Origin of the sequence: Streptomyces sp. CA-146814 (assembly GCF_050942385.1) — a bacterium.
Classification (GTDB): Bacteria; Actinomycetota; Actinomycetes; order Streptomycetales; family Streptomycetaceae; genus Streptomyces.
The window spans coordinates 797562-817911 of the sequence record NZ_CP192068.1; the positions used below are offsets into that span (position 1 = coordinate 797562).

At 72.8% G+C, this 20350-nt stretch carries 16 protein-coding genes; 6 read left to right on the forward strand and 10 right to left on the reverse strand.

The annotated features are described in order from the left end of the window. Positions 1–37: 37 nt before the first annotated feature. From ACQP09_RS03440 to ACQP09_RS03465, 6 genes are all read right to left on the reverse strand, one after another. On the reverse strand, positions 38–988 hold the full coding sequence (locus ACQP09_RS03440; protein ID WP_433395880.1) for a hypothetical protein: 951 nt from the start codon (positions 986–988) through the stop codon (positions 38–40). A gap of 82 nt (positions 989–1070) precedes the next feature. Further along, positions 1071–2597: a hypothetical protein gene (locus ACQP09_RS03445; RefSeq protein WP_433395882.1), complete on the reverse strand. Its 1527-nt coding sequence runs from the start codon at positions 2595–2597 to the stop codon at positions 1071–1073. Positions 2598–2702: 105 nt separating this feature from the next. Next, positions 2703–6299 carry a hydantoinase B/oxoprolinase family protein gene (locus ACQP09_RS03450; protein WP_433395884.1) on the reverse strand — a complete coding sequence of 1199 codons (3597 nt, stop codon included), beginning with the start codon at positions 6297–6299 and terminating at the stop codon, positions 2703–2705. Positions 6300–6392: 93 nt separating this feature from the next. Further along, a complete protein-coding gene (locus ACQP09_RS03455) occupies positions 6393–6965 on the reverse strand; it encodes a DUF4240 domain-containing protein (RefSeq protein WP_433395886.1) in 573 nt (190 codons plus the stop codon). Between the two features lie 56 nt (positions 6966–7021). Next, positions 7022–8440 (reverse strand): HEAT repeat domain-containing protein, encoded by a 1419-nt coding sequence (locus tag ACQP09_RS03460; protein WP_433395888.1) that lies wholly within the window; start codon positions 8438–8440, stop codon positions 7022–7024. A 280-nt stretch (positions 8441–8720) separates the two neighbouring features. Then, a complete protein-coding gene (locus ACQP09_RS03465; RefSeq protein ID WP_433395890.1) occupies positions 8721–9113 on the reverse strand; it encodes an ankyrin repeat domain-containing protein in 393 nt (130 codons plus the stop codon). 322 nt (positions 9114–9435) lie between these two features. Between ACQP09_RS03465 and ACQP09_RS03470 the strand changes: the two genes are divergently transcribed. Together ACQP09_RS03470 and ACQP09_RS03475 are read left to right on the forward strand one after the other, a co-directional pair. Then, complete coding sequence (locus ACQP09_RS03470; protein ID WP_003970432.1) at positions 9436–9630, forward strand: hypothetical protein; 195 nt, start codon at positions 9436–9438, stop codon at positions 9628–9630. Positions 9631–9667: 37 nt separating this feature from the next. After that, complete coding sequence (locus ACQP09_RS03475) at positions 9668–11326, forward strand: hypothetical protein (protein ID WP_433395892.1); 1659 nt, start codon at positions 9668–9670, stop codon at positions 11324–11326. 19 nt (positions 11327–11345) lie between these two features. On the opposite strand, the gene ACQP09_RS03480 is transcribed toward ACQP09_RS03475, so the two are convergent. Then, positions 11346–12845: a PLP-dependent aminotransferase family protein gene (locus tag ACQP09_RS03480; RefSeq protein WP_432152497.1), complete on the reverse strand. Its 1500-nt coding sequence runs from the start codon at positions 12843–12845 to the stop codon at positions 11346–11348. Between the two features lie 102 nt (positions 12846–12947). Here ACQP09_RS03480 and ACQP09_RS03485 point away from each other — a divergent pair, with 102 nt between their 5' ends. The 4 genes from ACQP09_RS03485 to ACQP09_RS03500 all read left to right on the forward strand — a co-directional run bounded on the left by ACQP09_RS03485 (position 12948) and on the right by ACQP09_RS03500 (position 16465). Further along, positions 12948–13643 (forward strand): YczE/YyaS/YitT family protein, encoded by a 696-nt coding sequence (locus tag ACQP09_RS03485; RefSeq protein WP_433395894.1) that lies wholly within the window; start codon positions 12948–12950, stop codon positions 13641–13643. Further along, entirely contained in the window at positions 13640–14404 is a 765-nt protein-coding gene (locus ACQP09_RS03490; protein ID WP_433395896.1) for a glycerophosphodiester phosphodiesterase, read from the forward strand. The genes ACQP09_RS03485 and ACQP09_RS03490 overlap by 4 nt, the downstream gene beginning before the upstream one ends. Positions 14405–14450: 46 nt before the next feature. Further along, positions 14451–15824 (forward strand): MFS transporter, encoded by a 1374-nt coding sequence (locus ACQP09_RS03495; RefSeq protein ID WP_433395897.1) that lies wholly within the window; start codon positions 14451–14453, stop codon positions 15822–15824. Between the two features lie 266 nt (positions 15825–16090). Next, positions 16091–16465: an RNA polymerase-binding protein RbpA gene (locus ACQP09_RS03500; RefSeq protein WP_003959706.1), complete on the forward strand. Its 375-nt coding sequence runs from the start codon at positions 16091–16093 to the stop codon at positions 16463–16465. 183 nt (positions 16466–16648) lie between these two features. Here ACQP09_RS03500 and fxsA read toward each other — a convergent pair whose 3' ends face one another. From fxsA to ACQP09_RS03515, 3 genes are all read right to left on the reverse strand, one after another. Further along, positions 16649–17260 carry an FxsA family membrane protein gene (gene fxsA / locus ACQP09_RS03505; RefSeq protein WP_433395900.1) on the reverse strand — a complete coding sequence of 204 codons (612 nt, stop codon included), beginning with the start codon at positions 17258–17260 and terminating at the stop codon, positions 16649–16651. A gap of 77 nt (positions 17261–17337) precedes the next feature. Then, positions 17338–18105: a polyprenol monophosphomannose synthase gene (locus ACQP09_RS03510; protein WP_433395902.1), complete on the reverse strand. Its 768-nt coding sequence runs from the start codon at positions 18103–18105 to the stop codon at positions 17338–17340. Positions 18106–18668: 563 nt separating this feature from the next. Beyond that, a complete protein-coding gene (locus ACQP09_RS03515) occupies positions 18669–20315 on the reverse strand; it encodes an amidohydrolase (RefSeq protein ID WP_433395904.1) in 1647 nt (548 codons plus the stop codon). Positions 20316–20350 lie beyond the last annotated feature (35 nt).

Genomic DNA, 20350 nt, shown 5'->3' on the forward strand with positions numbered 1-20350 from the left:
GTGCGGTGGGGGCGGGTCGGAAGGAGTGCGGGCGGGGTCAGGAGGAGTGGAAGGGCAGGCCCGCGTCGGCGGCCAGCTCCAGGTCGTCGGGGTCGGACGGCGGCAGCAGGGTGGCGGAGCCGTCCGTGACGGGGACGACACCCAGCTCCAGCAGCTCGGCCATGGCGGCGCTGCCCGCCATGTCGCGGACCTGGAGCTGGTAGCGGGCGGTGGTGCGGTAGGCGCCGCCCGCGTCGTCGCCGGTGCGCTGGAGGAAGCCGGAGTCGGTGAGGAAGGCGACGGCCTTGCCGATGATGCCGGTGGTGGATCCGGCGAGGCGGCGGGCGTCCTTGGTGGCGCCGGTGGAGCTGCGGCGGGCGTAGATCCGCCAGCCGGATTCGAGGCCGGGGGTGTCGGTGGCGGGGTCGGTGTTGTCGCCCTGCTCCTCGGCGCGCTCCTCAAGGCGCTTGCAGGCCTGGCGTACGAAGGCGTCGACGCCGTTGACCGTGATGCGGCCGATGTACGCGTCGTCGGCGAGGTCCTCGGGGCGCGGGAAGGCGAGGGCGGCGACGGCGAGGTGGGCGAGGCCGTGGAGGAAGCGGTCGGCGGCGTCGGAGGAGGCGCGGCGGGCGTAGTCGCCCATGCGGACGGCGAAGACGGAGTCCTCGCCTGCGGTGACGGCCATTCCGGCGCGCGGGGAGACCTCCAGGACGATGAGGCCGAGCCCGGTGGCGACGGCGTCGGCGAGCCGGGCGAAGGTGCCCTCCTCCCGGTACCGGCGGAGCAGGTCGGCGTATTCGGCGTCGCGGGCGGGGAGCAGCTTGGGCTGGAGGCCGAAGGAGACCAGGCGGGCAGCGTCGGCGGCGTCGGCCGGGGTGACGGGCCCCTGGCCGGTGCCGCTGGGCTCGGCGGTGTGCGGGTGAGCGGAGTCGCCCGCGTACGTCGTCGAGGAGGCGTACGCGGAGGGCTCGGTCCACGCGTCGGGGTGCTCGGCGTCGTGGTCGCTCACGGCTGGGACTCCTCGGTACGGAAAAGGTGGGGGTGCACGTCGGTACGGAAAAGGTGGGGGTGCGCAGGACGGACGACGCCGGTCATGAGGCCTCCTGGCGGTCCGCGGCCATACCGGCGGCGTCCAGCAGGGCGGTGCCCACGATGAGGTCGGCGCCGCCGAACTCCGGGTCCTCCAGCTGCGTACCGTCGTCCACCGCGAAGAGCAGGCGCCGCTCGCCCTGGCGGTAGGCGGTGCCGACGGGCGGGCTGGCGGCGTGGACGGCGAGCAGCGCGACCAGGTACGGCAGGTCGGGGTCGCTGCGGCGGGCCTCGGCGAGCAGGCCGGAGAGTCGGCGGGGCGCGTCGTGCTCCAGGTCGAGCAGGGCCATGGCGCTGCTCAGCTGGGCGTCGCTGAACCGGCTGTCGTCCGGCGTCGCGATCAGGTCGGGCTCGGGCATCTCCATGCCGAGGTGCTCCCGCTCCAGCGGCGGGGTCAGGAGCATCTCGACCAGGTCGCCGACGCGGACGGAGGTGGGGGTGCGCAGCCCGGTGCCGTTCGCGAAGAACGCGTCGGTGGCCCGCAGGGACTGCTCGACGGGGAGCGGGAGGAGCGGGGCGAGGAGCTGCCCGTACAGATCGAGGCCCGCGTGGGCGGCCGGGGTGGCGAACGCCTGCCGGTCCTGCTCGGCCCGGAAGAGCGGTCCGGCCTCCAGGAGGCGGGACTGCAGCTGGGTATGGCGGCGGATGCAGTCCTTGACGATGTCGACCAGCTCGGCGGCCCGGCGCTTGTGCTCGGGCTCCTCGGCCTCGTCGCGCGCCTTGCGGATGTTGGTGAGGATCGCGTTCTCGTGGCGGTAGCGGTCGGCCACGTGGTCCAGGGCCTCGGCGATCATATCCGGGACGGTGGTGAGCCAGTCGACCGCGCGGACGTTGCGCCGGGTCGCTTCCAGCGTGCGGCGCAGCGTCTCGGCGTACTGCACGGTGCGGTAGCGGGCCTGTTCGGCGGCGAGCTGGGCGTCGGCGAGGCGGCCCCGGCTGATCAGGACCTCCAGCTTGACCTCGGCGGCGATCTGGGCGCTGGTGACATCGGTGTCCAGGGCGCCGACGAGGACGTTGACCGCCTCGTCGGTGGCGCGGAGGTAGACCGTGCCGCCGTAGCCCGGGACCTCCTCGATCAGCTTGAAGTCGTAGTCCCGGCGGACGTAGACGCCGTCGGGTCCGAAGGTGCCGTAGACCGCGCGGAAGCCCCGGTCGACGCTGCCGACGTTGATCAGGTTCTCCAGGACCCAGCGCGCGACCCGCTCGTGCTCGGCGACGGGGCGGTCCGGGGCCTGGGCGCCGACGCGGGGCAGCAGCCTGGCCACTATCTGGTCGTGGTCGGCACCGGTGTCGAAGTCCATGTTGAGCGTGACGTGGTCGATGGCCGCGAGGGCGACCTCCGCCATTGCGTAAACCGTGTACTCACCGGCCAGATTCGCCTTGCGCACGTCGAGGTCGTGCAGCGGCGCCGTGCACGCGAGCGCGCGCAGCCGACGCGAGAGCCCCTCGTCGGCGGCCGGGCCCGGGGCAGGCCTCGGCCCCGCGCTGAGCTGCGGCGCAGCGTTTTCCGTGTCGGCAGGCGAAGTCACGAGGGACAGATTAGGTCCTCGCACTGACAACGGTCGAAACGGCGTTTATGCGACCGGCGGCAGGCGGCCGCGCCACGGCTTCCGGGCAGCCCCCCGCGCCCCCGGTCACGCCCCCGACGGCCCGTATCCCCCACCGCCCGGCGTCCGCACCACCAGCACGTCACCGGCCTCCAGTTCGGCGGTGTCGCACCCCTCCAGCCGGTCCACGCCACCGTCCGCCCGCTCGATGTGCTGCTCCCCGAGCGCGCCGGGCTCCCCGCCCTCCGCCCCGTACGGCGGAATCCGGCGGTGCCCGGAGAGCAGCGCCACCGTGACCGGCTCCAGGAAGCGGATCCGGCGCTCCACGCCTCCGCCGCCGTGCCACCGCCCCGCGCCTCCGCTGCCTTCGCGCACCGCGAAGCTCTCCAGGAGTACGGGCAGCCGCCACTCCAGGATCTCGGGGTCGGTGAGCCGGGAGTTGGTCATATGGGTCTGCACGGCGTCGGTGCCGTCGAAGCCGTCGCCCGCCCCGGAGCCGCTGGCGACCGTCTCGTAGTACTGGACGCGGTCGTTGCCGAAGGTGAGGTTGTTCATGGTGCCGGATCCCTCGGCCTGGCCGCCGAGCGCTCCGTACAGGGCTCCGGTGACGGCCTGCGAGGTCTCCACATTGCCCGCGACGGTCGCCGCCGGGTATGCCGGGTCGAGCATCGAACCGGCCGGAATCCGCACGTCCAGCGGCTTCACACAGCCGCTGTTGAGCGGGATGTCCTCCCCCACGAGGGTGCGGAAGACGTACAGGACGGCCGCCATCACCACCGAGCGGGGTGCGTTGGTGTTGCCGGGCTGCTGCTCGGAGGTGCCGGTGAAGTCGATCACCGCGCTCCGGGTCTCCCGGTCGACGGTGAGCGCCACCTGGATCACGGCCCCGCCGTCGGTCTCGTAGCGGAAGCCGCCGTCCTGGAGCCCGGCCACGATCCGCCGTACGGACTCCTCCGCGTTGTCCTGGACGTGCCCCATATAGGCCGTCACGACATCCGTCCCGAACTGGTCGGTCATGCGGCGGAGTTCCGCGATGCCCTTCTCGTTGGCGGCGATCTGCGCACGGAGGTCGGCGAGGTTGGTGTCCGGTGAGCGGGAGGGGTACGGGGCGGAGGCGAGCAGGTCGCGGGTCTCGGCCTCGCGGAGGTGGCCGTCGCGGACCAGGAGCCAGTTGTCGAAGAGCACGCCCTCCTCCTGGATCGTACGGCTGAAGGCGGGCATGGAGCCGGGGGTGGTGCCGCCGATCTCGGCGTGGTGGCCGCGCGAGGCGACCAGGAACCGCAGCTCGTCCTCGTCGAACACGGGCGTCACCACGGTGACATCGGGCAGGTGCGTGCCGCCGTGGTACGGGTCGTTGATGGCGTACACGTCTCCGGCGCGCAGAGTGCCCTCGTTGCGCCGGAGCACCTCCTTGATGGACTCGCCCATGGAGCCCAGGTGCACCGGGATGTGCGGGGCGTTGGCGATCAGGTTGCCGTCGGCGTCGAAGAGGGCGCAGGAGAAGTCGAGGCGCTCCTTGATGTTGACGGAGTGGGCGGTGTTCTCCAGGCGGACGCCCATCTGCTCGGCGATCGACATGAAGAGGCTGTTGAAGACCTCCAGCATCACCGGGTCCACCCGGGTGCCGACGGCCGTCCTCCCCGGCCGGGGCCGGGCCCGGGTGAGCACCAGGTGGCCGGTGGTGCTGCCCGACGCCTGCCAGCCGGGGTCGACGACGGTGGTGGCGTCGTCCTCCGCGACGACGGCGGGTCCGGTGACGGTGTCGGTGGGGCGGAGGTCCTCGCGGCGGTACAAGGGCGTCTGCTGTTCCCGGCCCTCGGCGTGCATCAGGACGGTGTCGCGCGGTTCGAGTGCGCCGTCGCGGGGTGCGGGGTCAGGAGTGCGGGATCCGTCGTCCCCGGTCGTCCCCGTGGCCTCGACGGAGGCGGTCTCGACCACGATCGGCTTGTCCATGGTGAAGCCGAACCGGGTGCGGTGGGCGGCGGTGAACTCCTCGGCCATGGCCCCTGCCGTGTCCAGGGCCACGGGGAGCGCCGCGTCCGTCCCCGCGTACCGGAGCAGGATCCGGGCCCGCGTGCTGATGGCGGAATCGGGCACTCCGTCGGCGCGCAGATCGTCCCGCGTACGGTCGGCCAGCTCCACGCAGAGCCGCTCGACCCGTTCCCGTACGGACTCGTCCAGCTCCGCCTCCACGGACTGCTCGCGCATGGCGGTCGCGTCGGCCAGGCCGATGCCGTACGCGGAGAGCACTCCGGCGAGCGGTGGTACGAGGACGGTGTCGATGGACAGCGCGTCGGCGACGGCGCAGACGTGCTGGCCGCCCGCGCCGCCGAAGCCGGTGAGGGCGTAGCGGGTGATGTCGTGGCCGCGCTGCACGGAGATCTTCTTCACGGCGTTGGCCATGTTGAGGACGGCGATCTCCAGGAAGCCCGCCGCCACGTCGGCCTCGGCCGGCCGGTCCCCGGTGGCGCGGCCGATCTCGTCGGCGAGCTCCGCGAACCGTTCCCGTACGAGGCCGGCGTCGAGCGGCTGGTCGCCGTCGGGGCCGAAGACGGCGGGGAAGTGGCCGGGCTGGATGCGGCCGAGCATGACGTTGGCGTCGGTGACGGTGAGCGGGCCGCCCCGGCGGTAGCAGGCGGGGCCGGGTTCGGCGCCCGCCGAGTCGGGGCCGACCCGGTAGCGGCGGCCGTCGAAGTGGAGCAGGGAGCCGCCGCCGGCCGCCACCGTGTGGATGCTCATCATCGGGGCGCGCATCCGCACCCCGGCGACCTGGGTGCCCAGCTCCCGCTCGAACTCTCCGGCGTAGTGGGACACGTCGGTGGAGGTGCCGCCCATGTCGAAGCCGATGACCTGGTCGTGTCCGGCCTGCCGCGATGTACCGACCATGCCGACGACGCCGCCGGCCGGGCCGGAGAGAACCGCGTCCTTGCCCCGGAACGCGGCGGCCTCGCGCAGTCCGCCGTTGGACTGCATGAACAGGAGCCGGATGCCTTCGAGGCGGGCGGCGACCTCGTCGACGTACCGGCGCAGTACCGGTGAGAGGTAGGCGTCGACGACGGTGGTGTCGCCGCGCGGGACGAGCCTGATCAGCGGGCTGACCTCGTGGGAGGTGCTGACCTGGGTGAATCCGGCCTCGCGGGCCGCCTCGGCGACGGCCCGTTCGTGGTCGGGGTGGCGGTAGCCGTGCATCAGGACGACGGCGGCGCTGCGCAGCCCGTCGGCGTGGGCGGCGCGCAACCGCTCGCGTACGGCATCGAGTTCCAGCGCCCGTACGGTGTGTCCTTCGGCGTCGATACGTTCGGGGACCTCGATCACGTGCTCGTGGACGGCCTCCGGGAGGACGATGTGGCGGTCGAAGAGGCGGGGGCGGTTCTGGTACGCGATCCGCAGCGCGTCCCGGAAGCCTTCGGTGACGAGGAGGACGGTCGGCTCGCCGCGCCGCTCAAGCAGGGCGTTGGTGGCCACGGTGGTGCCCATGCGGACGGCGGCGACCCGGTCGGCGGGCACGGGCTCACCGTCGCGGAGGCCGAGGAGCAGGCGGATTCCGGCCACGGCCGCGTCGTCGTAGCGTCCGGGGTCGTGCGAGAGGAGCTTGCGGGTCACCAGCCGGCCGTCGGGACGGCGGCCCACCACGTCGGTGAAGGTGCCGCCCCGGTCGATCCAGAACTCCCAGCGTCCGGTCATGGCGCCATTCTGTTCCGGCGGGTGCCGACCCGCAGGGCCAGAGGGCTGCACGCAGGGGCAGAAGACCGCACCGCTGGGGCAGAAGGCTCGCGCTCAGTCCAGGAAGAGCGCCGCCAGGCGTGGCAGGTGGCGACGGGCGAGGTCGGCGTCCTCGGCGTCCCAGTGCTCGCCGGCCGGCTCCCCGGTCCGTATGCGGCCCCGGTCGGCCGCCTCGACGGCCGCGTAGAAGCCGTCGGCCGCGCCTCCGGCCCGCTCGTACGCCGCCTTCACCGGCCCGGTCAGCGACTCGTAGCCGATCCAGCCGCTCTCCTCGCGGCTCATCCGGACCACGACGGGCAGCCCGGCCAGCGAGTCGGGGTCGGCCACCGCCCGGGTGAAGACCTCGCGCCCTAGCAGGACGAGCCCGTCGCGGAAGTCCATGAACCCGTCGTCACCGCAGCCGCCTTCGACGAGGTACGCCGCGTTCCACAAGGGCCACCGGTAGGCCGAGCCGGTCACCTCGTACGCCGTCACGGCGAAGTCGACGATCCGCGCGGGCTCCAGGGCCGCGAGCACGTCGGTCAGTGCGCCGGGCAGCGGGTCGTCGGGCGGGTCCCGGTCGTCCGCCCGGTCCCCGGCCGCCTCACGTGCCCGTCCGACGAGCCCCCACCACGTGTCGATGTCCATGGTGAGAAGCGTAGGAGGAGGGTCTGACAACGCCCCCTCCTACGCCTGTCGCGCGGTCAGAGCGCCGGTGCGTCCGGGCCGATCCGGCTGCGGACCGCCGTCTGCACCTCGGCCTCCTCGGCCGGGTCGGCGGCGAGGCGGCGCAGCCGTTCGGCGACGCGGATGTCTCCGGTCTCGGCGTGCAGCGCGGCCACCTCGCGGGTGGTCTCCTCGCAGTCCCAGAGGCACTCCACCGCGAAGCCGGTGGCGAAGGTGGGGTCGGTGGCGGCGAGGGCCCGGGCGGCCCGGCCGCGCAGATGCGAGGAGGAGGTCTCGCGGTAGACGTGGCGCAGTACGGGTGCGGCGCAGGCGATGCCGAGGCGGCCGGCGCCGTCGACCAGGGTCCAGAGCCGTGGTGCGTCGGGTCCGTCGCCGCGTACGGCCTCCCGCAGCGCGCCGAGGACTTGGGGAGCGTCCTGGGCGGTACCGCGGCAGGCGAGGATCCCGGCGGCGGAGGCGCCGAGGGCGTCGGGGCGCCTGGCCCAGCGGCGGGCGCGTTCCACGGCGTCGTCGCCGGCCATCCGCTCGAAGGCGGCGACAGCGGCGTCGGCGACCGTCCGGGCGGGGCTGAGGGCGGCGTTCTCGATGAGGTCGAGGACGGCGGGGTCGGCCGCCTCGGCCAGGTGGTGCAGGGCGGCGCAGCGGGCGCCTTCGGAGCCGTCGCGGGCGGCTTCAAGGATCTGGGGACGGTCCTCGGGTCCGGCGACGGCGGAGAGGCAGCGGGCCGCGGGGACGTGCAGTTCGCTGCCGCGCTCCAGGGCCTGCTGGGCCCAGTCGAAGACGGCCTGGACGCTCCAGCCGGGACGTGGGCCGCCGGGGCGCATCTGGCGCTGCCAGCGGTCGAACGAGCCCTGTTCGGTGGCGGCCCGCACCCGGGCGCCGACCGCTTCGCGCGGGTCGTCGGCCCAGAGCCGCCAGGGCCGCGGCTCGAAGGAGTCGCGGACGGCGGCGGCCAGCTCGGCGGTGCCTTCCTTGGTGGCCGGAAAGCGGCCCAGGACGGGCAGGGCGAGTGAACGCAGGCCCGCGTCGTCGTCGCGCAGGGCCAGCTCGTCCAGGGCCCAGGCCCAGTTGGCGCCGGTGGCGGCGTAGCGGCGGAGCAGCGCCAGGGCGTCGTCGCGCCCGTAGGAGGCGAGGTGGCCGAGGACGGAGAGCGCGAGGCCGGTACGGGAGTCGTCGGTGTCCGTGTGGTCGTCGGGGTCACCGAGGTGGCGCTCGATCTCTTCGATGCCGCCGTCGAGATCCAGGTACAGGCGGGCGTAGTAGAGGGAGCGGTTCTCCACCTGCCAGTCGTGACGGGGGTCGCTCACGACGCAGTGGTTGAGGGCCGCGAGGGCCTCGGGGCGCGAGGCGGCGAGCGCGTGGAGCGTGCCGTCGCCGCGGCCCCTCTGCAACAGGCCGAGCAGGGTGCCGCTCGGCGCTATGAACGGATCGAACATGGGAGAAAGCCTCACATCAAGCTGTCGACACAACCGGGTTTGTGTGCAGTGCTCCGTACCCCATGGGCACGGCGGGATGTCCAGCGGACATCCCTACGCCGCGCAGCGACATGATCGGCCGATCGCCGTCCGGTGCTTGGTGTAGACCATCTTCCTCTGCCTCTCGTCGGTGGCCCGAAATGGACCCGCGACGTCATGATGACCCAGCCATTTCGCCACCGCGACCACATTTACGACGGACCGGTCAGCGGACCCATCGGCGGACACGTCCGCCGCCCCCTCAGCGGGCACCGAAGCGTTCCAGCAGGTCGGCCTTGCCGAACATCCGGGCCGTGTCCCGCGCGGACGGTGTTCCGGCGGCGGGGTCGGCACCGGCGGCGAGCAGGGCGTCGATGACACCGTCCTCGCCCTTGAAGACGGCTCCGGCCAGTGGCGTCTGGCCGCGGTCGTTGGCCCGGTCCGGGTCGGCGCCGCGGGCGACGAGCGCGGCGACCGCCTCGGCGTGCCCGTGGTAGGCGGCGAGCATCAGCAGCGAGTCGCCCCGGTCGTTGGTGAGGTTGGCGGGGACGCCGGCGTCGACGTACGCGGCGAGCGCCTCGGTCTCGCCGGTGCGGGCCAGGTCGAAGACCTTGGTCGCCAGCTCGACCACCTCGGGATCGGGAGTCTCGCTCATCGCGCGGGCCGCCTTCCTTGACCGCGCGGCGGCTCTCGCCGCCGCGGTTGACCGGGTGGTGTACGGCACGGGGCCGTACGAGTGAATCGACAGGGTACTGCTCGGGGACGGACATGACCGGGCCCGGATACGGCAAAAGATCACCTTGGACGGCTCCTGCCCGGCACGGACTCCGCATGACCGCGCGCGGACCACGGGTTCACCTCCGCCAGTCAAGTGAAAATGCGTTTCATTCACTCGATTGCACCTTTTATCGTATAGATACTTCGCGTGATCCTGGAAGGACTCATGGTGACTGTCCCCTCAACCAGGAGATCCGCTCATGATCCTTTCCATCTCGGGCGTGGTACTGCTCGCCATCGTCGTCTTCCTGTTCTTCAAGAAGGACGGGCTCAAGGCGTCCCACGCCATCGTCTGCGCGCTGTTCGGCTTCTACCTGGCCGGCACCGCGATCGCGCCGAGCATCACGGCAGGCGGGGCGAGCCTCGCCGGCCTGCTGGGCGGGATCAAGTTCTGACGCTCCGCAACCGCTCCCACCCCTTCAGGAGACAGCTGTGGCCCGGCGACCACTCCCCCGCATTCTGAGCAGCGGCAGCGCTTCGATCACTCGCAGCAGAGAGATCGCGCGCACGGCCGCCGACAGTGCCACCGATGTGCTCCATCCGCTGATCACGATTCTGCGTGGTCTGCGGCTGCTGGCCGTCTCCGGCCGGCAGAAGTGGGCCGCGACACCCAAGGAACGGCGTGGTCCCAAGCTGTTCCTGGCCGCGGCCTGCGTGCTCGCCGTGGCGCTCGTGCCGTACGGGCCGATCCTGGCCCTGATCACGGTGATGGGCGCCGCCGCGTGGAAGGGGCGGGAGCGGACCCCCGTGAAGACCGGCCCGGACGAGGCGGAGTCCACCCGTCTGCGCGCCCTCTACGAGGCGCTCGTGCCGTACTTCTCGGTCCCCGAGGACCCCGACCCGCTCTTCGCCCACGGCGGCGACTGGGAGAAGGCGTTCGCGGAGTACGCCTTCGACGGCGACGGGCGCCTCACGCGCCTCCAGGTCTCCTATCCGGCGTACTTCACCGACGGCGAGGCCGCCGCGCGGTCCCGGATCGAGCAGCTGCTGCACACCAAGTCGGGCCGCGGCCGTGAGTACCACTTCGCCTGGAACGAGGAGGCCAACCGCCTCGTCATGACCGTGCTGGACCCGCTGCCGACCTCGATCGCCGCCCAGCGCTTCGTCACCGCGCCCGGCGAGACGGTCCTCGGCTTCACCGACCCCGAGGCCGTACGCCGTACGGTGCCGGTGCGCGACGGCGACATGACCGCGGATGCCTGGCCCGTCGTCTGGCGGACCGGCAACCGCTCCACCGAACCCCATCTGCTGGCCGTCGGCCAGCCCGGCAGCGGCACCACCACGCTGGTCCGCTCCATCGCGCTCCAGGCCCTCCAGCAGGGCGACGTCCTCGTGGTCGACGGCAGCGGGACGGGTGAGTACGGCGCCCTCATCGGCCGCACCGGCGTCCTCGCCGTGGAGTCCGGCCTGAGCGGGGCGCTGGCCACTCTGGAATGGGCCGCGCACGAGACGGAGCGGCGGCTGATCTTCGCCAACCGGGCCCGGCAGGGAGGCCACCCGGTCCCCGAGGACATCAAGCGGCCGCTCTGGATCCTGCTGGACCGTCCCGGCGTGCTCGGCCACCTCGCCGCCGCCGACGGCAGGACCGACCCGCAGGAGCTGCTCCAGGTGCCGCTGCGGCACGGGCGGGCGGCCGGGGTCACTGTCGTCCTGGCCGACCAGTTCGACGCCGTGGAGACCCTCACCGAGACCGTACGGACCCACACCCGGGCCCGCGTCGTCCTCGGCCCCGCCTCCCGCGAGCAGATCGCCGCCGTGCTGGGCGCCGAGCCGAACACGACCCCGCCGCCGGAGGTGCCGGCCGGACGCGGCTACGCGCGCCTGGGCACCGGGCCGGTGCTGCGCCTCCAGGTCCCGGCGACGCCGGACCCGTACGACGACGCCACCAGCGAGGCCCACCGGCAGGCGGTGCTCGACGCACTGCCGCAGCTGCCGGGCGCCGCTCCGCAGGAGCCGCAGCAGGAGCCGCGGCCGGAGCCGGCCGCCGTGCCCGACGGGCCGGTCGCGGACACCGCCGAGGTGCCGGTGGCCGTGGAGGCCGTACCGACCGGGCAGCTGGCCAAGGCGCAGGCGGCGATCGCCGAGGGGTGAGCCGCCGGGGGGGCGGCCCTCAGGCCACGAAGCTCCGTGGCGCGTCCGCTCCGGCGCCGGCGCCGGAGCGGACCAGCTCCACCGCCGCCGCGAGCCGTACCGCCGCCTCCTCCGCGACCGGGCCGCCCACCGTGAACGGCAGCCGCACATAGCCTTCGAACGCCCCGTCCACCCCGAACCGCGGCCCCGAAGGCACCCGTACGCCGACGCGCTCACCCGCCACCGCCAGCCGGGAGCCGGAGAGGCCGCCCGTGCGCACCCAGAGGGTCAGCCCGCCGCGCGGCACCGCGAACTCCCAGTCCGGCAGCTCCCGGCGCACCGCCGCCACCAGCTGGTCGCGGTTCTCGCGCGCCTGGTCCCGCCGGATCTCCACCGCCTGCTCCCAACCGCCCGTGCCCATCAGCCAGTTGATGGCGAGCTGTTCCAGGACCGGGGTACCCATGTCGGCGTAGGCGCGGGCCGAGACCAGCGAGCGGATGACGTCCGGGGCCGCCCGGACCCAGCCGATCCGCATCCCGGCCCAGAACGCCTTGCTGGCCGAGCCGACGGTCAGCACCGTGCTGCCGGCCGGGTCGAAGGCGCAGACCCGGCGGGGCATGGCGATGTCGGCGTCCAGCCGGAGTTCGGTCATCGTCTCGTCGACGACCAGGACCGTGCCGGCGGAGCGGGCCGCGTCGACGAGGTCCCGCCGCTGCTGCTCGTCGGCGAGCGCGCCGGTCGGGTTGTGGAAGTCGGCCACCACATAGGCGAGCCGGGGCGCCGAGTCCCGCAGCACCTGGCGCCACCGGTTCATGTCCCAGCCGCCGATGCCCTCCTCCATCGCGACCGGGACGAGCCGGGCGCCCGCCTCGCGCATCAGCTGGAGGATGTTGGCGTACGAAGGGGACTCGACCGCGATCCGTTCGCCGCGGCCCGCGAAGAGGTGGCAGATGGCGTCGATGGCGCCCATCGCACCGGTGGTGACCATGATCTGTTCGGGCATGGTCGGGATGGAGAGCGCGGTGTAGCGGTCGGCGATCATCTGTCGCAGGGCGGGGAGCCCGGCCGGGTAGTCGCCGTGCGTGTGGGCGTACGGAGGCAGCTCCTCCACCGCACCCTGGAAGGCCCGGGTCAGCCAGGGCTCGGGGGCGGGCAGGGAGGCGCAGCCCAGGTCGATCATGGAGCCGAGCGACTCCGGAGGCAGCGGTTCCAGGCCCCGGGCGGGCAGCGGGTTCCCGGCCGGGACGGCGGTCCAGCTTCCGGCCCCGCGCCGCGACTCCAGGAACCCCTCCGCGCGCAGCGCCTCGTAGGCGGCGGCGACGGTGGTGCGGCTGACGGCGAGGGCGAGGGCCAGTTCGCGTTCGGCGGGCAGCCGGGCGGCGACCGGAACGCGGCCCTCCAGCACGAGGAGCCGTACGCCGTCGGCGAGCGCGCGGTAGGCGGGCGGCTTCCGTCCGGCGGGGCCGGTGGGCCGGGGCTGCTGGGCCTGGAGCTGCCGGGCGAGCTGGGCCGCCCCGACGGTCGAAGTCCACTGCGCCATGAAAATCAGTCCACCTTCCTCGGATTGGCCATGTCTGGTGGCCGATCCCCTGCCACAGAGTGACACGCAGCAGTCCACCACCACCACACCAGGGGGCAACACGTGTCCAGCACCACCGCCCGTGGCACCACCCACCTCACCCGGCGACTGGTCCAGCTGTACGTGGGTCTGACGCTGTACGGGGCGAGTTCGGCACTCCTGGTCCGCGCCGAACTCGGTCTGGAGCCGTGGGGCGTCCTGCACCAAGGCCTCACGGAGCTGACCGGCATCTCGATCGGCGTCGTCTCGATCATCGTCGGCGCGATCGTGCTGCTGCTCTGGATCCCGCTCCGGCAGCGTCCGGGGCTCGGCACTGTTTCCAACGTCTTCGTGGTGGGCCTGGCGATGGACGGCACGCTCGCCCTGGTCGGCGACCTCGACGGTCTCGGGGCCAGGATCCCGGTGATGGCCCTGGCCATCGTGCTCAACGGGGTGGCGACCGGCCTCTACATAGCGGCCCGCTTCGGCCCGGGTCCGCGCGACGGGCTGATGACCGGGCTGAACCGGGCCACGGGCCGCTCCATCCGGCTGGTCCGTACGGCGATCGAGGTGGCCGTCGTCGTCACCGGCTTCCTGCTCGGCGGCTCGCTCGGGGCCGGTACGGTCCTGTACGCGCTGGCGATCGGCCCGCTGGCCCAGCTCTTCCTGCGGCTCTTCGAACTCCCCGCACCCGCCACGCCGACGGTCACCGCCGCGCCTCCCGCCGGATCCGGCCCCGTCGCCACCCCTCCATCCGGGCAGGCCATACTGCCGCAGTGAAATCGAGCCGCCATCCCTATCTTGATCACGCGACACCCCTTGCCTTCGCCCACCGCGGCGGGGCGGCGGACGGCGTGGAGAACACCGCGGCCGCCTTCCGCCGGGCGGCCGCCGCGGGCTACCGCTACTTCGAGACCGACGTCCACACCACGGCGGACGGCCGCCTCGTCGCCTTCCACGACGCCACGCTCGACCGGGTCACCGACGCGCGGGGCAGGATCTCCGCGCTGCCCTGGAGCGCGGTGCGCCGGGCCAGGGTCGGCGGCACCGAACCCCTTCCGCTCTTCGAGGAGCTGCTGGAGGAGTTCCCGGAGGCCCGCTGGAACGTGGACATCAAGGCGGAACCGGCCCTCGGACCACTCCTGGAGCTGATCCGCAGGACCGACGCCTGGGACCGGGTCTGCGTCGGCTCCTTCTCCGAGGCCCGGGTGGCCCGGGCGCACCGTCTGGCCGGCCCGCGCCTGGCCACCTCGTACGGCGTGCGCGGCGTCCTGGGGCTGCGGCTGCGCTCGTACGGGATCCCGGCGCCGCTGCGCGCGGGCGCGGTCTGCGCGCAGGTTCCCGAGCGCCAGGGCGGCATCCCGGTGGTGGACGCCCGTTTCGTCCGTACGGCGCACGCGCTCGGGCTCCAGGTGCACGTCTGGACGGTCAACGAGCCCGAGCGGATGGCGGCCCTCCTGGACCTCGGGGTCGATGGCATCATGACCGATCACATCGAGACGCTGCGCACGGTGCTGAGCGAGCGGGGGGCCTGGTCCTGACGCCGGGCCCGTCCGCGTCCGTACGCGAGAACCGAGGGGGCGCGGGTTGAGCACCGGAACCGCAGGAACGACAGATCCGGCCGGAAAGCCGCGGGGCGACGGGTCGGCGGCCGCGCGCAGACGCGAACAGCACGGCTGGTACTTCTACGACTTCGCCTGTTCCGTCTACTCCACCAGCGTGCTGACCGTCTTCCTCGGTCCCTATCTGACGTCGATCGCCAAGGCCGCCGCCGATCCCGACGGCTTCGTGCATCCACTGGGCATACCCGTGCGCGCGGGCTCACTGTTCGCGTACTCCGTATCGGCCTCCATCGTGGTGGCCGTGATCCTGATGCCGATCGTGGGCGCGGCGGCGGACCGTACGGGACGGAAGAAGCCGCTGCTGGCGGCGGCGGCCTATACGGGTGCCGCGGCGACCGCCGGGATGTTCTTCCTGGACGGCCACCGCTATCTGCTGGGCGCGTTCCTGCTGATCGTGGCGAACGCGTCGATCTCCGTGTCGATGGTCCTGTACAACGCCTATCTGCCGCAGATCGCCACCTCCGAGGAGCGCGACGCGGTCTCCTCGCGCGGCTGGGCCTTCGGTTACACCTCGGGCGCCCTGGTGCTCGTCCTCAACCTGATCCTGTACACGGGCCACGAGTCCTTCGGTCTCGCGGAGTCCGACGCGGTACGGATCTGCCTCGCCTCGGCGGGTGTGTGGTGGGGCGCGTTCACCCTCGTACCGCTGCGGCGGCTGCGCGACCGGCGGGTGGCACCGGACGGCGAGGGCGCGGTCGGATCCGGTTGGAAGCAGCTGATGGCGACCCTGAAGGACATGCGGCGCCATCCGCTGACGCTGTCGTTCCTGCTCGCGTACCTGGTCTACAACGACGGCATCCAGACAGTGATCTCCCAGGCCTCGCTGTACGGCTCCGAGGAGCTGGGCCTCGACCAGACGACCCTGATCGTCGCCGTGCTGCTGGTGCAGATCCTGGCGGTGGCCGGGGCGCTCGGGATGGGCCGGCTGGCCCGGGTGTACGGCGCCAAGCGCACGATCCTGGGCTCGCTGGTCGTATGGACCGCGATCCTGATCGCCGCCTACCTGCTGCCCGCCGACGCGCCCGTCTTCTTCTTCGTTCTCGCGGCGGCCATCGGGCTGGTCCTGGGCGGCAGCCAGGCGCTGTCCCGCTCGCTCTTCTCCCATCTGGTGCCGCGCGGCAAGGAAGCGGAGTACTTCTCGGCGTACGAGATGAGCGACCGGGGTCTGAGCTGGCTGGGGCCCCTGGTGTTCGGTCTGGCGTACCAGCTGACCGGCAGCTACCGGGAGGCGATCATCTCGCTGATCGTGTTCTTCGCACTGGGCGCGGTGCTGCTCGCGCGGGTGCCGGTACGGCGGGCGATCACGGCCGCGGGCAACCCCGTACCGGAACGGATTTAGACGTTGAAGTCAAAGGCCGGTAGTATACGTCTTTGGCCTGCCCGGAGGACCGTTACTGCGAGTAGAAACGGCCCAACCGTTGGGTGACAACGCCCATCAGAGGTGACAAACCGGGCAAGGGTGGGTACTCGACCCAAGACAAGCAGCGGCACGAACGGGCGACGCATGACCGGCGACGGGAATCTTTGCCAGCGACCGTACGTTGACCGGATGACGACGACAGCGACATTTTGTCCTGTGGGCGACAAGCCCGGGAGGCACGATTCATGAGTGAGCGAGCTCTTCGCGGCACGCGACTTGTGGTTACCAGCTACGAGACGGACCGCGGCATCGATCTGGCCCCGCGCCAGGCGGTGGAGTACGCATGCCAGAACGGACATCGGTTCGAGATGCCGTTCTCGGTGGAGGCGGAGATTCCGCCGGAGTGGGAGTGCAAGGCGTGCGGCGCCCAGGCACTCCTGGTGGACGGGGATGGCCCCGAGGAGAAGAAGGGCAAGCCTGCGCGTACGCACTGGGACATGCTCATGGAGCGGCGCACGCGTGAGGAGCTCGAAGAGGTGCTGGCCGAGAGGCTGGCGGTTTTGCGCTCCGGAGCCATGAACATCGCCGTGCACCCGCGGGACAGCAGGAAGTCTGCCTGACCGCGTAATGCACCACCGCACTCCGCGTACCTATCGCACCGAGCGCGACAACAGCACAGCACAAGAGCCGCGGGCCGTGATACAGAACGTGTGTCACGGCCGGCGGCTCTTGCCATGTCCGGCGCCGGCCCGACCGGTGTGAGCCCGACCGGCGTCAGCAGGTCCGGAGCCGGCCGACCGGTCTCAGGGGGTGAGCGGCGGGCGCGGGCCGCGAGGGTCGTCGTCGGGGCCGGTGGGCCGGGAAGGGGGCTGTGTGCCGTCCTCGCGGATGACCTCGCCCTGGACGACCTTTCCGTCCGGCCGGTGCATACGGGCCTGCTGGAAGGCGTCGGAGAGGCTGCCGGGGGACGCGGCCCGCATCCGGCGCTCCAGGGACTGCTCCGCCCGGCGGCTGATCAGGGTACGGACCGGCGGCACCAGCAGGAGCAGACCGGCCGCGTCCGAGATGAGGCCCGGGATCAGGAGCAGCAGTCCGGCGAGCATCAGCAGCCCGTTGCCCCGGGAGGCCTTGCCGCCGGTCACCTGCGGGGCCTCGGTGGCGCCGGGCTGCCCCGGCATCTGCTGGAGGGTCTCGGTGAGGTTCTTGAAGGCGCGGCGTCCGGCGCGCTTGATCACCACGGTGCCGAGCACCGCTCCGGCGACCAGGAGCAGCAGGACGGTGAGACCGCCCGCGGCCGAGGCGACCACGGTCAGCAGCCAGACCTCCAGGACCAGCCAGGCGGCGAGGGCCAGGGGCAGGAATCTACGGGCGCGTGAGCGCCGGGGACGGGTCGGGGGCGGAGTGCCGGTCGTCATGCCACCAGTGTGCCCGTACGGAGGTGGAAGCGGCGTAAGGGGGTGATCATGGACCGGCCGGTACGCGCACCGGAGGGTCAGGGTTTCTTGCGGCCCAGGACCTTGTTGGCGCGGGAGGTGATGCCCCAGCCGGTTACCCGCCAGAGCGCCTCGACGAGGATGTCCCGGCTCATCTTGGAGTCGCCGACCTCGCGGTCCACGAAGGTGATGGGGACCTCGACGACGTGGTAGCCGGCCTCGACCGAGCGGCGGGCCAGGTCGACCTGGAAGCAGTAGCCCTGGGAGGCGACCTCGTCGAGTCCGAGGCCCTGGAGGGTCTCGGTGCGGAAGGCCCGGTAGCCGCCGGTGACGTCGCGGACGGAGAGGCCGAGGGCGAGGCGGGAGTAGAGGCTGCCGCCTCGGGAGATGACCTCGCGGCTCTTGGGCCAGTTGACGACCCGGCCGCCGGGCACCCAGCGGGAGCCGAGGACGAGGTCGGCGCCCTTGAGCGCGGTGAGCAGGCGGGGCAGTTCCTCCGGCTGGTGGGAGCCGTCGGCGTCCATCTCGACGAGGACGCCGTAGCCGTGCTCGGTGCCCCAGGTGAAGCCCGCGAGGTAGGCGGCGCCGAGCCCTTCCTTGCCCTTGCGGTGCAGGACGTGGACCTGGTCGTCGGCGGCCGCGATCTCGTCGGCCGCCTTTCCCGTGCCGTCGGGGCTGTTGTCGTCGGCCACCAGGATGTCGGCGTCCGGCACGGCGGTGCGCACCCGGTCGACGATCGGCCTGATGTTCTCGACCTCGTTGTAGGTCGGAATGATCACGAGGACCTTGCCGAGCGGGCCGAACTGCCTCTGACCGCCGTCGTTCACTACTGCCCCTTAAAGTCCGTACACAGAGGGACACCATATCCAGCACACCGCCGCCCGGGTCCTACGCGGTCGTACAGGCGCGTGGCACAGGCCGGGCAGATGGACGGAACTGCGGACAGAAGCACGGACGGAACCGCGGCCTCCGGCAGGGACGGAGCTGCGGATCGGGGCCCGGCGCCCTTCGGGCCGACCTGGGACCCGCTGGCTGCGGGTCGACCGAAAGCCGTTGTCTACTGAACGTCCGGGCCCCACCCGGGTCGCACCCTCCGTCCGGCTGAAACCTTCCCTCGCCCCCGAGGCGCGGGCGCTGAACCTGGCTGTCAGTGGTGGTGCGCCGGTGCGGCACACCACCCCATGACCCAGCGGCGTTCGACGACTGCGTGGAGGTTTCACCGGTCGGACGTCCTGTGGTGGACCCGGCCGAACCTACCGGCCCGTGGGCGCGTTCTGTCAACACCCGTGCGACCTGCGGCTTTTGCCCAAATTGCCTGGTCAGTGCCCGAGATCCGCAGGTCGTGAACGCGTGCCCGAGCCATCGATCGGCGGTACGGAACCCGCCGACGTCACTCGTTCGGTCGCACGTGGACCGTCTGTCCGGCCACCACCGTCCGCAGGCAGACCGGAAGTTCGGCACCGGGGGTCAGATCCGGCAGACCGGGCGTGCCGGAGCGGGGGTCGGTGGACCACCGGGCGACCCGGTCGTCGGGCGCCTGGACCAGGAGTTCGGCGGTCCGCCAGACGGCGTAGTCGGCGGGTGCACCGGGCACCAGAAGCCCGGCGTCGTCCCGGCCGATGGCCCGCCAGGCGCCCCGGGTGTGCGCGGTGAAGCCGGCCCGGACGGAGATGCGGTGCTCGGGGGTGCGGTGGTGGGCGGCGGCCCGCACGGTGCCCCACGGGTCGAGCGGCGTGACCGGGCTGTCGGAGCCGAAGGCGAGCGGGACTCCGGCGCGCAGGAGTGCGGCGTACGGGTTCAGGCCGGCGGCCCGCTCCGCGCCGAGGCGCTGGGCGTACATGCCGTCCGGGCCGCCCCAGGCGGCGTCGAAGGCGGGCTGGACGGAGGCGGTGAGGCCGAGTTCGGCGAAGGCGGCGATCGTCTCCGGGGTGAGCATCTCGGCGTGCTCGACGCGGTGGCGGGCGGCGCGGATCCTGGCGAGGCCGAGCGTCTCGGCGGCGGCCCGCACGCCTTCCACGACGGCGGTGACGGCCGCGTCGCCGATGGCGTGGAAGCCCGCCTGGAGGCCCGCCTGGGTGCAGGCGGTGACATGGGCGCCGATCGCGGCGGCGTCCAGGTGGGCGGTGCCGGTCTGCGGGTCGTCGGCGTACGGCTCGTGCAGGCAGGCGGTGTGCGAGCCGAGGGAGCCGTCGACGAAGAGGTCGCCGGCCGCGCCGATCGCACCGAGCTCCCGGATGCGGCGGGCGCCCTTCTCGTCGGCGATCTCCTCGGCCCAGAGGCCGAAGACCCGGGGGCCCGGACGTTCGGCGGCGAGGGCCAGGAGCGAGGTGAAGTCCTCCTCGTCGGAGATCTCGGGCCCGCCGCACTCGTGGAGGGTGCCGATGCCGAGCGATGCGGCGTGGTCGAGGGCGGCGCGCTGGGCGGCGGTGCGCTGGGCCGTGGTGAGGGCGTTGTGCGCGGCGGCGCGTACGGCGTGGTGGGCGTCGCCGGTCAGCGGGGCGTCGGGGTGGTAGCCGGTCATCGCCGTGACGCCCGGGACGAGGTCCAGCAGGGCGGTGGTGACGACGGCGGAGTGCACGTCGATCCGGGGCAGGTAGAGGGCACGGCCGCCGGCCGCCTCGTCGAGCTCGGCGCGCGAGGGGTGGCGCCGTTCGGGCCACCGCGCGGCGTCCCAGCCGTGGCCGAGCAGGACGTCGGTGACACCGTGCCGGTTCGCGAACGCACGGACGAGGCCGAGGGCTTCGGGGAGTGTACGGGCGCCGGAGAGGTCCAGTCCGGTGAGGGCCAGGCCGGTGGCGGTGGTGTGCACATGGGCGTCGGTGAACGCCGGAGTGACCAGGGCGCCCTCCAGGTCGACCACCTCGTCGACGCCGCTCGCGAAGGCGTCGGCGGCCCCTTCGGAGCCCACCCAGGCAATATGTCCGCGCTCCACGACCATCGCGGTGGCGAACGGGTCGGCCGGGCTGTGGACGTCTCCACCGCGCAGCAGCAGGGTGCGGTGGTCGGGGGCGCTCTGAGGGGCGGTGCTCTCGGTCATGGGACCAGTCTCGCGCCTGCCGCGGACCGTGGAGC

Excerpts from the sequence above, each read along its gene's own strand:
- ACQP09_RS03450 (WP_433395884.1), bottom strand. The coding sequence starts at position 6,299 with ATGACCGGACGCTGGGAGTTCTGGATCGACCGGGGCGGCACCTTCACC.
- ACQP09_RS03455 (WP_433395886.1), bottom strand. The coding sequence starts at position 6,965 with ATGGACATCGACACGTGGTGGGGGCTCGTCGGACGGGCACGTGAGGCG.
- ACQP09_RS03460 (WP_433395888.1), bottom strand. The coding sequence starts at position 8,440 with ATGTTCGATCCGTTCATAGCGCCGAGCGGCACCCTGCTCGGCCTGTTG.
- ACQP09_RS03465 (WP_433395890.1), bottom strand. The coding sequence starts at position 9,113 with ATGAGCGAGACTCCCGATCCCGAGGTGGTCGAGCTGGCGACCAAGGTC.
- ACQP09_RS03470 (WP_003970432.1), top strand. The coding sequence starts at position 9,436 with ATGATCCTTTCCATCTCGGGCGTGGTACTGCTCGCCATCGTCGTCTTC.
- ACQP09_RS03480 (WP_432152497.1), bottom strand. The coding sequence starts at position 12,845 with ATGGCGCAGTGGACTTCGACCGTCGGGGCGGCCCAGCTCGCCCGGCAG.
- ACQP09_RS03500 (WP_003959706.1), top strand. The coding sequence starts at position 16,091 with ATGAGTGAGCGAGCTCTTCGCGGCACGCGACTTGTGGTTACCAGCTAC.
- fxsA (WP_433395900.1), bottom strand. The coding sequence starts at position 17,260 with ATGACGACCGGCACTCCGCCCCCGACCCGTCCCCGGCGCTCACGCGCC.
- ACQP09_RS03515 (WP_433395904.1), bottom strand. The coding sequence starts at position 20,315 with ATGACCGAGAGCACCGCCCCTCAGAGCGCCCCCGACCACCGCACCCTG.